The sequence below is a fragment of the Pseudomonas sp. BNK-7 genome (genome assembly GCF_048072025.1).
GTDB classification, from domain to species: Bacteria; Pseudomonadota; Gammaproteobacteria; order Pseudomonadales; family Pseudomonadaceae; genus Aquipseudomonas; species Aquipseudomonas danubii.
The window spans coordinates 375,001-391,127 of sequence record NZ_CP182252.1; the positions used below are offsets into that span (position 1 = coordinate 375,001).

At 59.7% G+C, this 16,127-nt stretch carries 18 protein-coding genes (1 of these 18 running past the window's edge); 9 read left to right on the forward strand and 9 right to left on the reverse strand.

Annotated features, from left to right (window positions below):
* Positions 1-1,006, reverse strand: the 5' portion of a protein-coding gene (gene tyrS / locus ACMGF8_RS01795) for a tyrosine--tRNA ligase (protein WP_102861892.1). The gene continues 194 nt to the left of window position 1, outside the view; 1,006 of the gene's 1,200 nt are visible here — the first part of the coding sequence; the start codon lies at positions 1,004-1,006; its stop codon lies beyond the left edge, outside the window.
* Between the two features lie 209 nt (positions 1,007-1,215).
* On the opposite strand from tyrS, the gene ACMGF8_RS01800 reads away from it, so the two are divergent.
* Together ACMGF8_RS01800 and ACMGF8_RS01805 are read left to right on the forward strand one after the other, a co-directional pair.
* Positions 1,216-2,637, forward strand: a complete 1,422-nt coding sequence (locus ACMGF8_RS01800; protein WP_102861893.1) for a peptidoglycan DD-metalloendopeptidase family protein — start codon at positions 1,216-1,218, stop codon at positions 2,635-2,637.
* A gap of 3 nt (positions 2,638-2,640) precedes the next feature.
* Positions 2,641-3,732 carry an anhydro-N-acetylmuramic acid kinase gene (locus ACMGF8_RS01805; protein WP_115581050.1) on the forward strand — a complete coding sequence of 364 codons (1,092 nt, stop codon included), beginning with the start codon at positions 2,641-2,643 and terminating at the stop codon, positions 3,730-3,732.
* 71 nt (positions 3,733-3,803) lie between these two features.
* Here the strand turns inward: ACMGF8_RS01805 and erpA are convergent, their stop codons facing one another.
* Both erpA and argC read right to left on the reverse strand, forming a co-directional pair.
* Entirely contained in the window at positions 3,804-4,154 is a 351-nt protein-coding gene (gene erpA, locus ACMGF8_RS01810) for an iron-sulfur cluster insertion protein ErpA (RefSeq protein ID WP_011063789.1), read from the reverse strand.
* A gap of 169 nt (positions 4,155-4,323) precedes the next feature.
* Entirely contained in the window at positions 4,324-5,358 is a 1,035-nt protein-coding gene (gene argC / locus ACMGF8_RS01815) for an N-acetyl-gamma-glutamyl-phosphate reductase (protein WP_102881023.1), read from the reverse strand.
* Between the two features lie 135 nt (positions 5,359-5,493).
* Between argC and hemJ the strand changes: the two genes are divergently transcribed.
* The 6 genes from hemJ (at position 5,494) to coq7 (ending at position 9,965) form a co-directional block, all read left to right on the forward strand.
* Positions 5,494-5,925: a protoporphyrinogen oxidase HemJ gene (gene hemJ, locus ACMGF8_RS01820; protein ID WP_011063791.1), complete on the forward strand. Its 432-nt coding sequence runs from the start codon at positions 5,494-5,496 to the stop codon at positions 5,923-5,925.
* A 33-nt stretch (positions 5,926-5,958) separates the two neighbouring features.
* The gene (locus ACMGF8_RS01825) at positions 5,959-6,927 is read left to right on the forward strand and encodes an NAD(P)H-dependent flavin oxidoreductase (RefSeq protein WP_102861897.1); all 969 of its coding nucleotides are present in this window, start codon (positions 5,959-5,961) and stop codon (positions 6,925-6,927) included.
* 95 nt (positions 6,928-7,022) lie between these two features.
* The gene (locus ACMGF8_RS01830) at positions 7,023-7,931 is read left to right on the forward strand and encodes a DUF805 domain-containing protein (protein ID WP_416758497.1); all 909 of its coding nucleotides are present in this window, start codon (positions 7,023-7,025) and stop codon (positions 7,929-7,931) included.
* Positions 7,932-7,992: 61 nt separating this feature from the next.
* Positions 7,993-8,781, forward strand: coding sequence for an SDR family NAD(P)-dependent oxidoreductase (locus ACMGF8_RS01835; RefSeq protein WP_102881027.1), 789 nt, complete (start codon positions 7,993-7,995; stop codon positions 8,779-8,781).
* Between the two features lie 70 nt (positions 8,782-8,851).
* Entirely contained in the window at positions 8,852-9,190 is a 339-nt protein-coding gene (locus ACMGF8_RS01840) for a histidine triad nucleotide-binding protein (protein WP_011063795.1), read from the forward strand.
* A 127-nt stretch (positions 9,191-9,317) separates the two neighbouring features.
* Positions 9,318-9,965 carry a 2-polyprenyl-3-methyl-6-methoxy-1,4-benzoquinone monooxygenase gene (gene coq7, locus ACMGF8_RS01845; RefSeq protein ID WP_011063796.1) on the forward strand — a complete coding sequence of 216 codons (648 nt, stop codon included), beginning with the start codon at positions 9,318-9,320 and terminating at the stop codon, positions 9,963-9,965.
* 75 nt (positions 9,966-10,040) lie between these two features.
* Here coq7 and ACMGF8_RS01850 read toward each other — a convergent pair whose 3' ends face one another.
* Positions 10,041-10,463: an OsmC family protein gene (locus ACMGF8_RS01850; RefSeq protein WP_020295492.1), complete on the reverse strand. Its 423-nt coding sequence runs from the start codon at positions 10,461-10,463 to the stop codon at positions 10,041-10,043.
* Positions 10,464-10,696: 233 nt separating this feature from the next.
* Here ACMGF8_RS01850 and crp point away from each other — a divergent pair, with 233 nt between their 5' ends.
* Positions 10,697-11,341, forward strand: a complete 645-nt coding sequence (gene crp / locus ACMGF8_RS01855) for a cAMP-activated global transcriptional regulator CRP (protein WP_102861900.1) — start codon at positions 10,697-10,699, stop codon at positions 11,339-11,341.
* On the opposite strand, the gene ACMGF8_RS01860 is transcribed toward crp, so the two are convergent.
* The 5 genes from ACMGF8_RS01860 to trpE all read right to left on the reverse strand — a co-directional run bounded on the left by ACMGF8_RS01860 (position 11,338) and on the right by trpE (position 16,092).
* A complete protein-coding gene (locus ACMGF8_RS01860; RefSeq protein WP_180988536.1) occupies positions 11,338-12,039 on the reverse strand; it encodes a lipoate--protein ligase family protein in 702 nt (233 codons plus the stop codon). The genes crp and ACMGF8_RS01860 overlap by 4 nt on opposite strands.
* 67 nt (positions 12,040-12,106) lie before the next feature.
* Positions 12,107-12,943 (reverse strand): indole-3-glycerol phosphate synthase TrpC, encoded by an 837-nt coding sequence (trpC, locus tag ACMGF8_RS01865; protein WP_102861902.1) that lies wholly within the window; start codon positions 12,941-12,943, stop codon positions 12,107-12,109.
* Positions 12,940-13,989 (reverse strand): anthranilate phosphoribosyltransferase, encoded by a 1,050-nt coding sequence (gene trpD, locus ACMGF8_RS01870; protein ID WP_102881030.1) that lies wholly within the window; start codon positions 13,987-13,989, stop codon positions 12,940-12,942. The genes trpC and trpD overlap by 4 nt, the downstream gene beginning before the upstream one ends.
* Before the next feature lie 9 nt (positions 13,990-13,998).
* The gene (locus ACMGF8_RS01875) at positions 13,999-14,592 is read right to left on the reverse strand and encodes an aminodeoxychorismate/anthranilate synthase component II (protein WP_102881031.1); all 594 of its coding nucleotides are present in this window, start codon (positions 14,590-14,592) and stop codon (positions 13,999-14,001) included.
* 12 nt (positions 14,593-14,604) lie between these two features.
* A complete protein-coding gene (trpE, locus tag ACMGF8_RS01880) occupies positions 14,605-16,092 on the reverse strand; it encodes an anthranilate synthase component I (RefSeq protein ID WP_110653351.1) in 1,488 nt (495 codons plus the stop codon).
* Positions 16,093-16,127 lie beyond the last annotated feature (35 nt).

Genomic DNA, 16,127 nt, shown 5'->3' on the forward strand with positions numbered 1-16,127 from the left:
TATCCTCAGCAGCGACCAACTCAACTTCCGGCAGATCCTCCGGCAGCTCGCCATCCTTCATACGGTTGCCCGCGCCACGATGGGCATTTGCGGCCGCCTCGTCACCATGGAAGCGCGCAACGATCTCCTCTGCCAGCTTGATCTTGATATCACGCGGGTTGGCGCCCGCTTCAACATCAGCCTTGAATGCATTGATCTCATCCATCGAGCGAAAGCTAAGCAGCTCGAAGTAACGCCACATCAGCGCATCAGGAATAGAGACCAGCTTGCCATACATAACCCCTGGAGCTTCCTGAATGCCTACATAGTTACCCAAGGACTTGGACATCTTCTTAACGCCATCCAACCCCTCAAGCAGAGGCATAGTCAAAATGCACTGAGCCTCTTGACCATAACCACGCTGCAGCTCACGACCCATCAACAGATTGAACTTCTGATCGGTACCACCCAACTCGACATCAGCGCGCAGAGCGACCGAGTCATAGCCCTGCACCAGCGGATACAAGAACTCGTGAATGGCAATCGGCTGATTGGTCGAATAGCGCTTGTCGAAGTCATCCCGCTCAAGCATGCGCGCAACGGTGTACTGGGAAGTCAGACGAATGAAGTCCGCCGGCCCCATCTTGTCCATCCAAGTAGAGTTGAATGCGACTTCAGTCTTAGCAGGATCAAGAATCTTGAAAACCTGACTCTTGTAGGTCTCTGCATTATCAAGAACCTGCTCGCGAGTCAGCGGCGGACGAGTAGCGCTTTTGCCACTCGGATCACCGATCATCCCGGTGAAGTCGCCAATCAGGAAGATTACCTGGTGACCAAGATCCTGGAACTGACGCAGCTTATTAATAAGCACGGTGTGGCCGAGATGCAGATCCGGAGCCGTCGGATCGAAGCCAGCCTTAATACGCAGCGGCTCGCCGCGCTTGAGCTTCTCGATCAACTCGGACTCGACCAACAACTCTTCCGCACCACGTTTGATCAGCGCTAGCTGCTCTTCAACCGACTTCATAACAGACCCGCAAGGCTCAGATTCAAAAGGGAACCAACCATACAAGATCACGGACTAATTACAAGTTTTGCCCGGCGTACGGGGGCATTCACGCAGCAGAGCGTCCGCGAGCTTGCGTCACAGATGATTTGGTTATATTTTATACAGTTATTTCATCTTCATCATGTCATTCATCTTTTCCATTTCATCTTTTCAAAGTCAAATTACCTATGACCACCGAACCGTCTAAAGCGCCACCGCTTTATCCGAAGAGCCACCTGCTCGCCGCAAGTGGCATCGCAGCCCTTCTAAGCCTGGCACTACTGGTATTCCCTTCCAGTGATGTAGAAGCCAAAAAAACGACACTAAGCCTTGACCTGGAAAGTCCGGTCGAGCAACTGACACAAGATCAAGACGCCGCCTCCGTCGAACAAGCCACAAGCGAAAGCGTCGCCTCTCCTTTCGCACAGATCGACAACGCCGCCGAAGCCACACCGGAGACTGCTGAAGCTGCACCAACAACCGCTGTCACGGAAGAGCAAAAAGCCCCAGGCCATAGAGAAGTGATAGTGGCCAAGGGCGATACCTTGTCCACACTCTTCGAGAAGGTTGGCCTGCCAGCTACATCTGTTCACGAAGTCCTGGCAAGCGACAAGCAAGCAAAGCAGTTTTCCCAGCTAAAACACGGCCAAAAGCTTGAGTTCGAACTGACTCAAGACGGCCAACTGAGCAACCTGCACACTAAAGTCAGTGATCTGGAAACCGTCACTCTGACCAAGGGCCCCAAAGGCTTTACCTTCAACCGAGTGATCACTAAACCAGTAGTCCGCTCGGCTTATGTACATGGCGTCATCAATAGTTCGCTTTCACAGTCCGCGGCACGTGCCGGCCTGTCTCATAGCCTGACCATGGATATGGCCAACATTTTCGGCTACGACATCGACTTCGCGCAGGATATTCGCCAGGGTGACGAGTTTGACGTCATCTACGAACAGAAAGTAGCCAACGGCAAAGTGGTCGGTACCGGCAATATCCTTTCTGCACGCTTCACCAATCGCGGCAAGACCTACACCGCCGTGCGCTACACCAACAAACAGGGTTCCAGCAGCTATTACACCGCCGACGGCAATAGCATGCGCAAAGCGTTCATCCGTACGCCAGTGGACTTTGCCCGTATCAGCTCGCGCTTCTCCATGGGTCGTAAACACCCGATTCTGAACAAGATCCGCGCTCACAAGGGCGTCGACTACGCCGCCCCACGAGGCACGCCGATCAAGGCTGCCGGTGACGGAAAGGTTCTGCTGGCGGGCCGCCGCGGTGGTTACGGCAACACCGTGATCATTCAGCACGGCAACACCTACAGGACCCTGTATGGCCACATGCAAGGCTTTGCCAAGGGCGTCAAGACCGGCGGCTCCGTGAAACAGGGTCAGGTCATTGGGTATATCGGCACCACAGGCCTGTCTACCGGCCCTCACTTGCACTACGAGTTCCAGGTCAACGGCGTCCACGTAGACCCTCTGGGCCAGAAACTGCCGATGGCTGACCCTATTGCCAAGGCCGAGCGAGCTCGCTTCCTGCAACAGAGCCAGCCTCTTATGGCTCGGATGGACCAGGAAAAGGCCACCATGCTGGCCTCGAGCAAGCGCTGAGCCATGGCGCTCTACATAGGAGTAATGTCCGGAACCAGCCTCGACGGCCTGGACATTGCCCTGATCGAGCAGAGCCCGGCGATCAGATTGATCGCTACCCACTACATCCCCATGCCAGAGACCCTGCGCGCCGAACTCCTGAGTTTGTGCGCCAGCGGCCCTGACGAGATCGCCCGTTCCGCCATGGCCCAGCAACACTGGGTCAAGCTGGCTGCCCAGGGCATCCACAGCCTTCTGCAGCAACAACAACTCCAGCCTCAAGACATTCGCGCCATAGGCAGCCACGGGCAGACCGTGCGCCATGAGCCAAGCCGCGGATTTACCGTGCAGATCGGCAACCCCGCATTGCTCACAGAACTCACCGGTATCACCGTTATCAGCGACTTCCGCAGTCGCGACGTGGCTGCCGGCGGCCAAGGCGCCCCTCTGGTCCCCGCCTTCCACGAAGCCCTGTTCGAGCAGCGCTCCGGAAAGCGTGCCGTTCTGAACGTCGGTGGCTTCAGCAACCTGAGCCTGATCGAAACCGCCAAACCGGTCGCCGGCTTTGATTGCGGCCCCGGCAACGTGCTGCTCGATGCATGGATACAGACTCAACGGGCTGAAACCTTCGACCGCAACGGCCAATGGGCGGCCAGCGGCCAGCTTGACCAGGCCCTTCTGAAGACCCTGCTCAGCGATCCCTTCTTCGCCACTCAAGGACCCAAGAGCACGGGGCGCGAGGTATTCAACCTCCAGTGGCTGAATCAGCATCTGGCCCAGCATCCCGCCATCCCCGCAGAAAATGTACAGGCCACCCTGCTGGAACTGACAGCGCTGACCATCGTCGACTCGCTGCAGGCCGCACAAGTCGGCACCCAGGAGCTTTTGGTTTGTGGCGGCGGTGCCCATAACGGCACATTGATGCGGCGCCTCAGCACGCTACTGCCCGGGACACAGGTCAACAGTACCGCCATTTATGGCGTGGACCCCGACTGGGTAGAAGCCATGGCCTTCGCCTGGCTGGCCCATTGCTGCCTGGAAGGCATCGCCGCCAACCGGCCCAGCGTCACAGGCGCCCGCGGCCTGCGTGTACTGGGCGCTATCTACCCGGCTTGAACGCCAGATAGCAAAACGCCGCAGAGTCGTTAGACACTGCGGCGTTTTGCTATCTGGTTTTTGCCGACTGATCAGATCGAGAACGAGGACCCGCAACCACAAGTAGTGGTGGCATTGGGGTTCTTGATCACGAACCGCGAACCTTCCAGACCTTCCTGGTAGTCCACTTCAGCACCGGCCAGGTATTGGAAACTCATCGGGTCGACCACCAGGCTTACGCCTTCGCGCTCGACGATGGTGTCGTCCTCGGCCACTTCCTCATCGAAAGTGAAACCGTACTGGAACCCCGAACAACCGCCGCCCGTAACGAATACGCGCAGCTTCAAGCGATCATTACCCTCTTCGTCGACCAGGGTCTTCACCTTGTGCGCTGCACCTTGAGTGAATTGCAAAGCCGTGGGGGTGAAGGATTCAACGCTCATGCTGACTATCTCCCGGCGTTAAGCCGCCATACTGCGTAATGACGCGCATTATCCGCTTCTCCCAGAAAAGCGGTCAACTATTGTTACGGTATATCAATAGTCATCCAGTTGCCCGCAGAACGCAGAAAGGCCCGTCAAACGGGCCTTTCTGTTCACCTCTAAACCGACCTTAAGGCAGCATGCCAGCGTGGGACAGCCCCAGGCGCTCGTCCAAGCCGAACAGAATGTTGAGGTTTTGCACCGCCTGGCCGGAAGCCCCCTTGACCAGATTGTCGATGACCGACAGCACCACCACCAGATCACCATCCTGTGGCCGGTGCACGGCAATCCGACATACGTTGGCACCACGCACACTGCGAGTCTCAGGATGACTGCCCGCCGGCATCACATCAACGAAAGGCTCGTTGGCATAACGCTTCTCAAACAGCGCTTGCAGATCAACCGAGCGGTCCACCACGGTCGCGTAGAGCGTCGAGTGAATGCCGCGAATCATTGGCGTCAGATGCGGCACAAAGGTCAGGCCGACGTCCTTGCCTGCCGCCCGACGCAGACCCTGGCGTATTTCCGGCAAGTGACGATGCCCTTTGACTGCATAGGCCTTCATGCTCTCGGAGGTTTCCGAGTACAGCGAACCGACGCTGGCACCACGGCCTGCTCCACTGACACCGGACTTGCAATCAGCGATCAACTGCGTGGTGTCGGCAAGACCGGCCTCCAGCAATGGCAGGAAGCCCAGCTGGGTGGCCGTTGGATAGCACCCGGGAACGGCAATCAGACGAGCCTTCTTTATTTGCTCGCGGTTGACTTCCGGTAGTCCGTAGACCGCCTCATCCAGCAGCTCAGGTGCGCCGTGGGGCTGGCCGTACCATTTGGCCCACTCATCGGCATCCTGCAGACGGAAGTCCGCCGACAAATCGATGACCTTGGTCCCAGCCGCCAGCAACTCGCCGGCCAGTGCATGGGCTACACCGTGGGGCGTTGCGAAGAACACCACATCACAGGCACCCAGCGTCTTGATATCCGGCACGCTGAAAGCCAGGCCGTCATAGTGACCGCGCAGGTTCGGGTACATGTCGGCTACGGCCAGGCCCGCCTCGGATCGCGAAGTGATGACTTCCACTCGCGCCTGCGGATGCTGTGCCAACAGACGCAGCAGTTCGACACCGGTGTAACCCGTGCCGCCGACAATACCGACCTTGACCATAAACCTGCCCTCAACGAACCCACTGGAAAGCTGCCGATAATAGGGGTGGCGCGCCCCTGCGACAACCGTCAAGGTGACGTGCGGCCGCTCTACCCTCTACTATCTTCGCCACCGTGAACCTGGGAATAACTAAAAATGCTCTATCTATGGCTCAAAGCCTTTCACATCGTCAGTGTGGTCTGCTGGTTTGCCGGCCTTTTCTACCTGCCGCGCCTGTTCGTCTATCACGCTCAAAGCGAAGACAGCATCAGCCGTGAGCGCTTCTGCCTCATGGAGCGCAAGCTGTATCGCTTCATCATGGGGCCGGCAATGATCGCCGCGCTGATCTTTGGCATCTGGTTGATCAGCCTCAATCCCAGCGCCTACTTCGGCCAGGGTGGCTGGATGCACGCCAAACTGACCCTGGTGGTGATCCTGATCGGGTACCACCACATGTGCGGCGCTCAAGTGAAACGTTTTGCCCGTGGCGAAAACACCCGCAGCCATGTCTTTTATCGCTGGTTCAATGAAGTACCGGTCCTGATATTGCTGGCTATTGTAATTTTGGTCGTTGTACGGCCGTTCTAACTCTTACTAGTCGCTTCCCCTGGGAGTACTCCAATGTCACTGCCCGCTCTGCTCGAACAACGCCTGCGCCTGCCTCTGGTGGCGGCGCCAATGTTCCTGATCTCCAACCCTGAACTGGTTCTGGCCTGCTGTCGCAATGGCGTGGTAGGCAGCTTCCCTGCCCTCAACCAGCGTGAAAGCAGTGGCTTCAAGGCCTGGCTAGAGGAGATCGAAGCAGGGTTGGCCAAATTGGAGAACCCTGCCCCCTACGCAGTGAACCTGATCGTGCACAACAGCAACCCGCGTCTACAGGCGGATTTACAGATCTGCATCGAACACCAGGTGCCGATCGTCATCACCAGCCTGGGCGCGGTCAAGGAAGTGGTAGACGCCGTACACAGCTATGGCGGGCTGGTGTTCCATGACGTAACCACCCGCCGGCATGCGGAGAAAGCTGCAGAGGCCGGAGTCGACGGACTGATCGCTGTAGCGGCAGGGGCGGGCGGACATGCCGGAACCTGGAGCCCGTTCTCCCTTATTGCCGAGATTCGCCAGTTCTTCGACAAGACCCTGTTGCTGGCCGGCTGCCTGAACCGCGGTCACGAGATTCTCGCCGCACAGCTGCTTGGCGCCGACCTGGCCTATCTGGGCACCCGTTTTATCGGCACCACCGAAAGCCATGCACCGGACGCCTATAAAGAGATGCTGCTCAACTCTCGCGCTGCGGATATCGTGCACACTGCCGCCGTCTCCGGGGTCCCTGCCAGCTTCATGCGCCAGAGCCTGGAAAACGCTGGTTTCGACCTGGCAGCCCTGCAAGGTAAAGGCGAAGTCAATTTCGGCTCCAAGCTCAAACCCATCAGCGACGAAGCCAAGGCCTGGAAAACCGTGTGGTCTGCCGGCCAGGGCGTCGGTGAGATCAACGACCTGCCCAGCGTCGATCAACTGATTGCCCGCCTGGACAGCGAGTATCAGGCCGCTCAGGAACGCTCGGCGCAACTCATTAAACGCTGGCCACGCTAACCAGTTCTCATTGTTTTTTGGCCAGCCGGGGGGCACTGGCCTTAAACTGTCGGCCTTTTATGTAAGCCTTCTTTTCAAGCGACAGGGATGCCCCCATGAGTGAGACCCGCTACAAGATTGTTTTCGACGGCACATTGCTGCCCGGCGTGGAAAAATCCACCGCCCAACTGAACCTGGCCGAACTGTTCAAAAGCGACGTCGCTGCCGTGGAACGCCTGTTCAGTGGCCAACAGGTGGAACTCAAGCGCGACCTGACTCAGGCCGATGCCCAGCGCTACCTGGAAGCGTTGAAGAACACCGGGATCGATGCCCGCATCGAATCCGAGCCCTCGTTGCAGTTGAACCTCGATGCAGTAACGCCCACGGCCGCCAGCATCAGCGCGTCGCCCTATGCGCCCCCGCAAGCGGCGGTGGGCGATGCCCTCCCCCAATACGCCACACTCAATGTCTTCAGTTTCGAAGGCCGCATCGGTCGCCTGCGCTATCTGGCCTGGACCCTGGTCCTGACGGTGGCCATGCTGGCAGTGATCGGTGTGGGTGCCTTCTTCGGCATCCTGTCCGCCGCAATGTTCAACTCCACACTGCTCACTGTCCTTGGAATTACTGGTGGGGCAGTGGTCTTCATCGGCTTCATCGTCGTCAGCATCCAGATCAGCGTGCAGCGCCTGCACGACCTCGGCTGGTCGGGCTGGCTGTGGCTGCTGAACTTCGTCCCTATCGTCGGCAGCGTGTTCCCGCTGGTGCTGATGGTCAGCCCGGGCAGCAACGTGGCCAACCGCTACGGCGCGCCACCTCCACCCAACACCACCGCCGTCAAGGTCCTGTCCTGGATGTGGGTAGTCTTGATCGCCGTCCTGATCGTGGGTGTGGTGGCCGGCGGCCTGAGCTCCCTGGAAGACAGCTACAGCGAAACCAGCTACAGCGAAACCATCGATTCCAGCAGCGCCGATGAAGATGCTGAACCAGCGGACATCGCCGCCCCTGTAGAATCCGAGCAAGAATAAACGCGCCCCAGCCTGCGACCCTTCCTGTCGCAGGCCGCTGGCCGTTGCGATGGAGAAATGCATGACCCGTTACGCTCTGATCACTGGTGCTTCCAGCGGCATAGGCCTGGCCCTTGCCGAAGCACTGGCCCGGCGTGGCCGCAACCTGATTCTCGTGGCCCGCCAGCGTGATCAGCTGGAATGCATCGCCCTGGAGCTGACCCAACGCTTCGGCGTCGAAGTATTGTTCCGGGCCTGCGATCTGGGAGAGCCTCTGCGACTGTCCGGCTTCCTGCTGGAACTGGAGGAAGGCGACCGCCAGATCGACCTGCTGGTCAACTGCGCCGGGATCGGTACCAGCGGCCCTTTCCTGGCCCAGGACTGGATGACCGAACAAGACCTGATCGAGGTCAACATCCTCGCGCTGACCCGCCTTTGCCACGCCTTGGGCAACAGCATGGCCCTGCTGGGTGGAGGACAGATACTCAACGTCGCCTCGGTAGCGGCCTTCTATCCCGGCCCCTGGATGAGTACCTACTACGCCAGCAAGGCCTATGTCCTGCACTTTTCCGAAGGGCTGCGCGAAGAGCTGAAAAAATGCGCGGTCAAGGTCTCGGTGCTGTGCCCCGGCCCCACCCGCACCGCATTCTTCCGCACCGCCCAGATGGACACCCAGAAGCTCAACGACAGCAAGTTGCTCATGAGCCCCGAAGAAGTCGCGTTGTACGCAGTCCGGGCCCTGGAAAAGAACCGTGCCATCATCATCCCCGGCCGCTTGAACCGCTGGATGGCCTTCAGCAGCCGCCTGGGCTCTCGCTGGCTGACCCGCAAGATCGTCGGTTACTTCAATCGGGCCTATTGCCCACGTTAGATGTTCGGACTGGGCGCACATTGTGAGCCTGAGTACACTCACCCCGGACCAACCCAATGGAGAAACAGCTGTGGATACTCTGTTCACCAAGATCATCAACAGAGAAATACCCGCGAAGATCATCTACGAGGACGACCAGGTTCTGGCCTTCCACGATATTGCTCCGCAAGCACCGGTGCACTTCCTGGTCATACCGAAGAAGCCCATTCGCACCCTCAACGACCTCACCGAGGACGATAAAACCCTGGCCGGACACATCCTGTTCACCGCCCAGCGCCTGGCCAAGGAACAAGGTTGCGAGGACGGCTTCCGGGTGGTGATGAACTGCAATGAGCTGGGCGGTCAGACCGTCTACCACATTCATATGCACGTACTGGGTCAGCGTCAGATGAACTGGCCTCCGGGCTGATTGCCCTGCTAACACTCATGTGCCGCGCCCTCTCGCCCACTCCCAGGCGAGGGTGCGCTGATCCAGCGCAGTTTTCACCCTGTCGATTGGAGTAAACTGGCCGCCGTGATTCTTCCCGGAGATAAGCATGACTACCCAACGTCACTACTCGCCGATTGACCGTCTGCTGCTGCAAGCCGACATGGCAATGCGTACGCTGCTGCCTTTCAGTGGCCAACCTTATCGCCCGTCACCGGCCATAGTGCAGCCGGAAGCGCAGATGAGTGACGAGGATACCCGGCACGTCGCCGGCCTGATGCGTATCAATCACACCGGGGAAGTCTGCGCCCAGGCGCTCTACCAGGGCCAGGCCCTGACCGCCAAACTGCCTCAGGTACGCCAGGCCATGGAGCATGCCGCCGAAGAGGAAATCGACCACCTGGCCTGGTGCGAACAGCGCATCCGCCAACTGGGCAGCCACCCGAGCGTTCTCAACCCGTTGTTCTATGGCCTGTCATTCGGCATCGGCGCCGCCGCCGGCCTGATCAGCGACAAAGTCAGCCTGGGGTTCGTCGCCGCCACCGAAGACCAGGTCTGCAAGCACCTGAACGAACACCTGGAACAACTACCGGCAGAAGACGAAAAGTCCCGGGCCATCCTGGAGCAGATGCGCATCGACGAAGAGCACCACGCAGAAACCGCTCTCGAAGCGGGCGGCTTCCGCTTCCCGGCACCGGTGAAGTTCGGCATGAGCCTGTTGGCCAAGGTCATGACCAAGAGCACCTATCGGATCTGATCCCGGCCAGTACCGAACACAAAAAAGGGCGCTCTTGAGGCGCCCTTTTCCTTTGCCGACGAACTGCGTCCCGGCTCAACCCAACTCGACGATTTCGTAATCGTGGGTAATGGCCACGCCAGCAGCCCCGAGCATGATCGAAGCCGAGCAATACTTCTCGGCAGACAGTTCGATGGCCCGCTTGACCTGAGCCTCCTTCAGCCCACGCCCCTTGACCACGAAATGCATGTGAATCTTGGTGAAGACCTTCGGGTCCTCGGTTGCACGCTCGGCTTCAAGAAAGGCCTCACAGCTTTCAACCGCCTGGCGCGACTTCTTCAGGATGCTGACCACGTCGAAATTGCTGCAACCGCCCACACCGAGCAGGAGCATCTCCATGGGGCGAACACCCAGGTTGCGTCCACCGGCTTCTGGCGGACCGTCCATCACCACAACGTGGCCACTGCCCGACTCACCGAGGAACATGGCTTCGCCAGCCCATTGGATGCGTGCCTTCATCGCCAAGACTCCACTGTAAAAAAAGGGTCGCCAGCTTAGCACAGGGTTTTGCCCGGGCTGCGCTTTGCATGTTCACAGCAGATTACCGATCTTCACCAAGAAAAATCTTAAATCCGTCAAGGATGTGTCTGTTAAGCTGACGCCAAATGACTGGCGCTTAGCCAGCGTTCAACGTCCTCGTTTTACGCCCATAAAAATCACCTCATACCGTGCAGTCTTCTCGGGATACAACCATGGTTGCTATTGCCCCCACCCCCAGGATCAAAAATCTCGACAAGTTGCTGATGCACTGTCAACGCCGCCGGTATCAGGCCAAGAGCAACATCATCTGCGCCGGTGATGTGTCCGACAGCCTGTATTTCATCATCAAGGGCTCGGTGACCATCCTCATCGAGGACGACGATGGCCGGGAGATGATCATCGCCTACCTCAACGCCGGGGATTTCTTCGGTGAACTGGGGCTTTTCGAAGAGGCCGGGCACGAACAGCAGCGCAGCGCCTGGGTACGGGCCAAAGTGGAATGCGAAGTCGCCGAGATCAGCTACATCAAGTTTCGCGAGTTGTCGCAGAACGACCCGGACATTCTCTACGTCCTCAGCGGGCAGATTGCCCAGCGCCTGCGCAATACCACGCGCAAGGTCGGCGACCTGGCGTTCTTCGACGTGACCGGACGGGTTGCCCGCTGCCTGCTGGAGCTGTGCAAGCAACCGGATGCCATGACCCACCCTGACGGCATGCAGATCAAGATCACCCGTCAGGAGATCGGCCGGATAGTCGGCTGCTCCCGAGAAATGGTCGGCCGCGTCCTCAAGGATCTTGAGGAACGCAACCTGGTTCACGTCAAAGGCAAGACCATGGTGGTGTTCGGCACCCGCTAACCCGGCAGAAAGCTCTTGAGCATCTGCCGGTACAGGCTGTCCAGCCGGGCCACGGCATTCTCTGCGGTAAATGCCTCATGCAGGGCGATGTGGCTTTCAGCCCGGCAACGCTGCTCCAGGCCGCAAGCCTGATTGAAGGTATTGACCGCCCCCACCATGGAGTCGCGCTCGTTATCCAACAGCAGGGCACCGTGTACCAGCCCCACCGGGCGCTGTCCGCCTTTGCTCTGACGCCAGCGCTGGGCTGTACCAACCATCTTGCGCCCCTCCAGATTGACGTTGAAACGTCCATCGCAAAAGGCGCCGTCCACCTCCCCCAACGACGGATTGCCTCCCAGCTCACTGAGCAGATCGCAAATCGGCTGGCACAGACGCCGATAGGCCGTTTCGATCCGCCCCTGATCCCCCTCGCTGCGCGGTGGCGCATAAACCAGCGCAATATTCACCGTGGCTGCCGATTGCGGCACCGGCTCACCGCCGGTTTCCCGCAGCAGCACCGGCCAGCCGTTGGCCGCCGACGCCTGGCTGGCCTGCTCGAACCCCGGCAGGCGACTCAAGCGCCGAGGCATCACCAGCGCCCGATCGCTGGGCTGCCAGAACAGCAGCCCAAACTCCTGCTCGCCAGCACACACCAGCGCCAGCAGATCCTGCTCGGCCTGCAGGCCAGCTTCGACAGTCAAGGCAAGGGGTTGGGTCATGACAGTGGAAATCCTTTGCAATAGATACGAAAAAGCCGGCATCGCCGGCTTATTCATTGTTTCAGGTTCAGTCCAGGGTCGAACCGCTGACCGGCACGCCACGCTCGGGGAAGAACAAGCGTTGCAACTCGCTGCCCGGGCTCTCGGCGCGCATGAATGCCTCGCCCACCAGGAACGAATAGACATCACTGATTTCCATCAGCTCGACATCGGCACGGTTGAGAATGCCGCTCTCGGTAATCACCAGGCGATCGCGAGGAATCCGCGGCAGCAGGTCGAGAGTGGTTTCCAGGTCGACTTCGAAGGTATGCAGATTGCGGTTGTTGATCCCGACCAACGGTGTGTCGAGGGTCTTCAGCGCCCGCTCCAACTCGTCGCCGTCGTGCACTTCCACCAGCACATCCAGACCGACGCCCTTGGCCACCGTGGCCAACTCGGCCATCCGCTGGTCGTCCAGCGCAGCGACAATCAGCAGCACACAGTCGGCACCGAGGGCACGGGCTTCGACGATCTGGTAGGGATCGATCATGAAATCCTTGCGGATCACCGGCAGTTTGCAGGCCGCGCGGGCCTGCTGCAGGTAGGCATCGGCCCCCTGGAAGTAATCGACGTCAGTCAACACCGACAGGCAAGTGGCACCGCCCTTCTCGTAGCTCTTGGCGATCTCTGCCGGCACGAAATTCTCGCGGATCACGCCTTTGCTCGGCGAAGCTTTCTTGATCTCGGCAATCACCGCCGGCTGCTTGAGCTTGACCTGCTCCTGCAGCGCCCTGGCGAAACCCCGCGGCGCATCGGCGGCCCGCGCCAGGCTCTCCAGCTCGGCCAGACTGACGCGAGCGCTGCGCTCGGCAACTTCCTCAACCTTGCGGGCGAGGATTTTTTCCAGAACTGTCGGCACACTCATCCTTCATTCTCCTGCTTGAACACCGCGGTAAAGGCGCCCAGCTCCTCGAGCTTTTCCCGGGCCAAGCCGGTGTGCAAGGCATCGTGCGCCAGGGCCACGCCCTCTCTCAAGCTGCTGGCATGATCCGCGGCATACAGCGCCGCACCGGCATTGAGCACAATCATCTCGGCGGCCTTCTGGCCGTGCTCGGTCTTGCGTCGTCCCAGGGCATCGCGGATCAGCTCAAGGGACGCCGCCGGGCTCTCCACCACCAAGCCAAACAGACTCTGGCTCTTCATGCCCAAGTCCTCGGGCTGTACCCAGTACTCGGTGATCTGGTCATTCTTCAGCTCGGCAACATAGGTCGGCGCCGCCAGGCTGAACTCGTCCAGGCCATCCTGGGAATGCACCACCAGCACATGTTTGCTGCCCAGACGTTGCAAAACCTCGGCCAATGGCCGGCACAAGGCCTGAGTGAATACTCCCACCACCTGATGTTTCACGCCGGCCGGATTCGTAAGCGGGCCAAGCATGTTGAACAGGGTGCGCAGGCCGAGGTCTCGGCGCGGGCCGGCGGCATACTTCATGGCGCCGTGATGAGACTGGGCAAACATGAAGCCGATGCCGACGTTGTCGATGCAGCGCGCGACCTGGACTGGCGTCAGGTTCAGGTAGATCCCGGCCGCCTCCAACAGATCGGCGCTGCCGCTCTTGCCGGATACCGCACGGTTACCATGCTTGGCGACGGTGCAGCCGGCGGCGGCAACAACAAAGGAAGACGCTGTGGAAACGTTGAAAATGTTCGCACCATCACCGCCGGTGCCGACCACATCCACCACACCGTCGAGGGTTTTCAGTTCGACCGTGTCAGCCAGTTCACGCATCACCGATACCGCGCCGACGATCTCGTCGATGCTTTCGCTTTTCATGCGCATGGCCATCATGAAGGCGCCAATCTGCGCATCGGTGCATTGGCCGGTCATGATCTCGCGCATGACATCGCGCATCTCATCGGTGCTCAGGTCCAGATGGCCGACAATACGGCTCAGGGCAGTCTTGATATCCATGAAAAGTCCTTAGCGCGTGCCGCCGCTCTGTTTGAGGAAGTTGGCGAACAGCTCGTGGCCCTGCTCGGTGAGGATAGACTCGGGGTGAAATTGCACCCCTTCGATATTCAGCGTCTTGTGGCGCAGCCCCATGATTTCGTCGACGCTGCCGTCTTCCAACTGGGTCCAAGCCGTGACTTCGAGGCACTCGGGCAGGCTCTCATGCTTGACCACCAGCGAGTGGTAACGGGTCACGGTCAGCGGCATGTTCAAACCGTTGAACACCCCCAGGTCACGGTGAAACACCGGGCTGGTCTTGCCGTGCATCACTTGCCGGGCTCGCACCACTTGGCCGCCAAAAGCCTGGCCGATGGACTGGTGGCCCAGGCACACGCCCAGAATCGGCAGCTTGCCGGCGAAATGCTTGATCGCCTCGATGGAGACACCGGCCTCGGTCGGCGTGCAAGGGCCAGGCGAGACCACGATACGCTCGGGCTTGAGGGCTTCGATTTCAGCCACGGTCAGCTCGTCATTGCGTACCACTTTCACTTCGGCACCCAACTCGCCCAGATACTGGACGACGTTGTAGGTGAAGGAGTCGTAGTTATCGATCATCAGCAACATTATGGAAACTCCTCAAACCTTGGATGCGGGGGTTTGTTCTGCCAGCGCCACGGCACGGAACATTGCGCGACGCTTGTTCAGCGTCTCTTCCCACTCCAGGGTCGGCACTGAGTCGGCGACAATCCCGCCACCGGCCTGTACATGCAGCTCACCGTTCTTGATCACCGCCGTGCGAATGGCAATGGCGGTATCCATGTTGCCGTTCCAGGCGAAGTAACCCACGGCACCGCCGTAGACCCCACGCTTGACCGGCTCCAGCTCGTCGATGATTTCCATGGCGCGAATCTTCGGCGCCCCGGACAACGTCCCCGCCGGCAGGATCGCCCGCAGGGCGTCCATCGCCGTCAGCCCGGCTTTCAGTTGACCGGTGACGTTGGAGACGATGTGCATCACATTGGAATAACGCTCGATCACCATCTTCTCGGTGAGCTTCACCGAGCCAATTTCGGATACGCGACCGGTGTCGTTGCGCCCCAGATCGATCAGCATCAGGTGCTCGGCGATTTCCTTGGCATCCGACAGCAGGTCCTGTTCCAGGGCCAGGTCGGCTTCCTCGGTAGCGCCCCGCGGACGGGTGCCGGCAATCGGCCGCACGGTAATCAGGTTGTCCTCGACCCGCACCAGCACTTCCGGCGAACTGCCCACTACATGAAAGTCGCCGAAGTTGAAGAAGTACATATAGGGCGTCGGGTTGAAGCAGCGCAGCGCCCGGTACAGATCGATGGGCGCAGCCTTGAAGTCAATCGACATGCGCTGGGACGGCACCACCTGCATACAGTCACCGGCCAGGATGTACTCCTTGATGGTGTCCACGGCTCGCTCGTAGTCCGCCTGGGTGAAGCTGGAGCGGAATACCGGATCGGCCGCCTGCTGCTTGCTGAAATCCAGCCCGGGACGCGGCGTGATCGGCTGGCGCAGTTGCGCAAGCAACTCCTGCAAGCGCGCTTGCCCGGCCTCGAAGGCGTTGTCCTGGCTGGGGTCGGCCAGCACGATGGCGTGCATCTTGCCCGCCAGGTTGTCGAACACCACCACCGCATCGGAGACCATCAGCAGGATATCCGGCACACCGATCGGGTCAGGGTTCGGGCACTGGCCCAGGCGCGGCTCGACATAACGCACGCAGTCATAACCGAAATACCCCACCAGGCCACCGTTGAAGCGCGGCAGGCCGGCGATGGTCGGCACGTTGTAACGGGCTTTGAATTCCTCGACGAAAGCCAGCGGATCAGCCACTTCATGGCTCTCGATCTCGACACCGTCATGGCTCACGCTGACCTGGTGCCCATGCACGCGCAACACGGTGCGGCACGGCAAGCCGATGATCGAATAGCGCCCCCACTTTTCACCGCCCTGCACCGACTCCAGCAAGTAGGAGTTGGGCTGATCGGCCAGTTTCAGGTAGATCGACAGCGGCGTGTCGAAGTCGGCAAGGGTTTCGCAGGCCAGCGGGATACGGTTGTAACCGGCTGCGGCCAAACGCAGGAATTCTTCGCGAATCATGGGGTGCCTCGTGGCTTGAGGGTCTAACAGTCAGG

What these genes read in the sequence shown, in the direction of transcription:
- argC (WP_102881023.1), bottom strand. Translation starts at nt 5,358, where the DNA reads ATGGTCAAGGTCGGTATTGTCGGCGGCACGGGTTACACCGGTGTCGAA.
- crp (WP_102861900.1), top strand. Translation starts at nt 10,697, where the DNA reads ATGGTTGCTATTGCCCCCACCCCCAGGATCAAAAATCTCGACAAGTTG.
- coq7 (WP_011063796.1), top strand. Translation starts at nt 9,318, where the DNA reads ATGACTACCCAACGTCACTACTCGCCGATTGACCGTCTGCTGCTGCAA.
- ACMGF8_RS01835 (WP_102881027.1), top strand. Translation starts at nt 7,993, where the DNA reads ATGACCCGTTACGCTCTGATCACTGGTGCTTCCAGCGGCATAGGCCTG.
- trpE (WP_110653351.1), bottom strand. Translation starts at nt 16,092, where the DNA reads ATGATTCGCGAAGAATTCCTGCGTTTGGCCGCAGCCGGTTACAACCGT.
- ACMGF8_RS01850 (WP_020295492.1), bottom strand. Translation starts at nt 10,463, where the DNA reads ATGAAGGCACGCATCCAATGGGCTGGCGAAGCCATGTTCCTCGGTGAG.
- trpC (WP_102861902.1), bottom strand. Translation starts at nt 12,943, where the DNA reads ATGAGTGTGCCGACAGTTCTGGAAAAAATCCTCGCCCGCAAGGTTGAG.
- ACMGF8_RS01825 (WP_102861897.1), top strand. Translation starts at nt 5,959, where the DNA reads ATGTCACTGCCCGCTCTGCTCGAACAACGCCTGCGCCTGCCTCTGGTG.
- ACMGF8_RS01860 (WP_180988536.1), bottom strand. Translation starts at nt 12,039, where the DNA reads ATGACCCAACCCCTTGCCTTGACTGTCGAAGCTGGCCTGCAGGCCGAG.
- ACMGF8_RS01805 (WP_115581050.1), top strand. Translation starts at nt 2,641, where the DNA reads ATGGCGCTCTACATAGGAGTAATGTCCGGAACCAGCCTCGACGGCCTG.
- ACMGF8_RS01875 (WP_102881031.1), bottom strand. Translation starts at nt 14,592, where the DNA reads ATGTTGCTGATGATCGATAACTACGACTCCTTCACCTACAACGTCGTC.
- erpA (WP_011063789.1), bottom strand. Translation starts at nt 4,154, where the DNA reads ATGAGCGTTGAATCCTTCACCCCCACGGCTTTGCAATTCACTCAAGGT.
- ACMGF8_RS01800 (WP_102861893.1), top strand. Translation starts at nt 1,216, where the DNA reads ATGACCACCGAACCGTCTAAAGCGCCACCGCTTTATCCGAAGAGCCAC.
- trpD (WP_102881030.1), bottom strand. Translation starts at nt 13,989, where the DNA reads ATGGATATCAAGACTGCCCTGAGCCGTATTGTCGGCCATCTGGACCTG.
- ACMGF8_RS01830 (WP_416758497.1), top strand. Translation starts at nt 7,023, where the DNA reads ATGAGTGAGACCCGCTACAAGATTGTTTTCGACGGCACATTGCTGCCC.
- hemJ (WP_011063791.1), top strand. Translation starts at nt 5,494, where the DNA reads ATGCTCTATCTATGGCTCAAAGCCTTTCACATCGTCAGTGTGGTCTGC.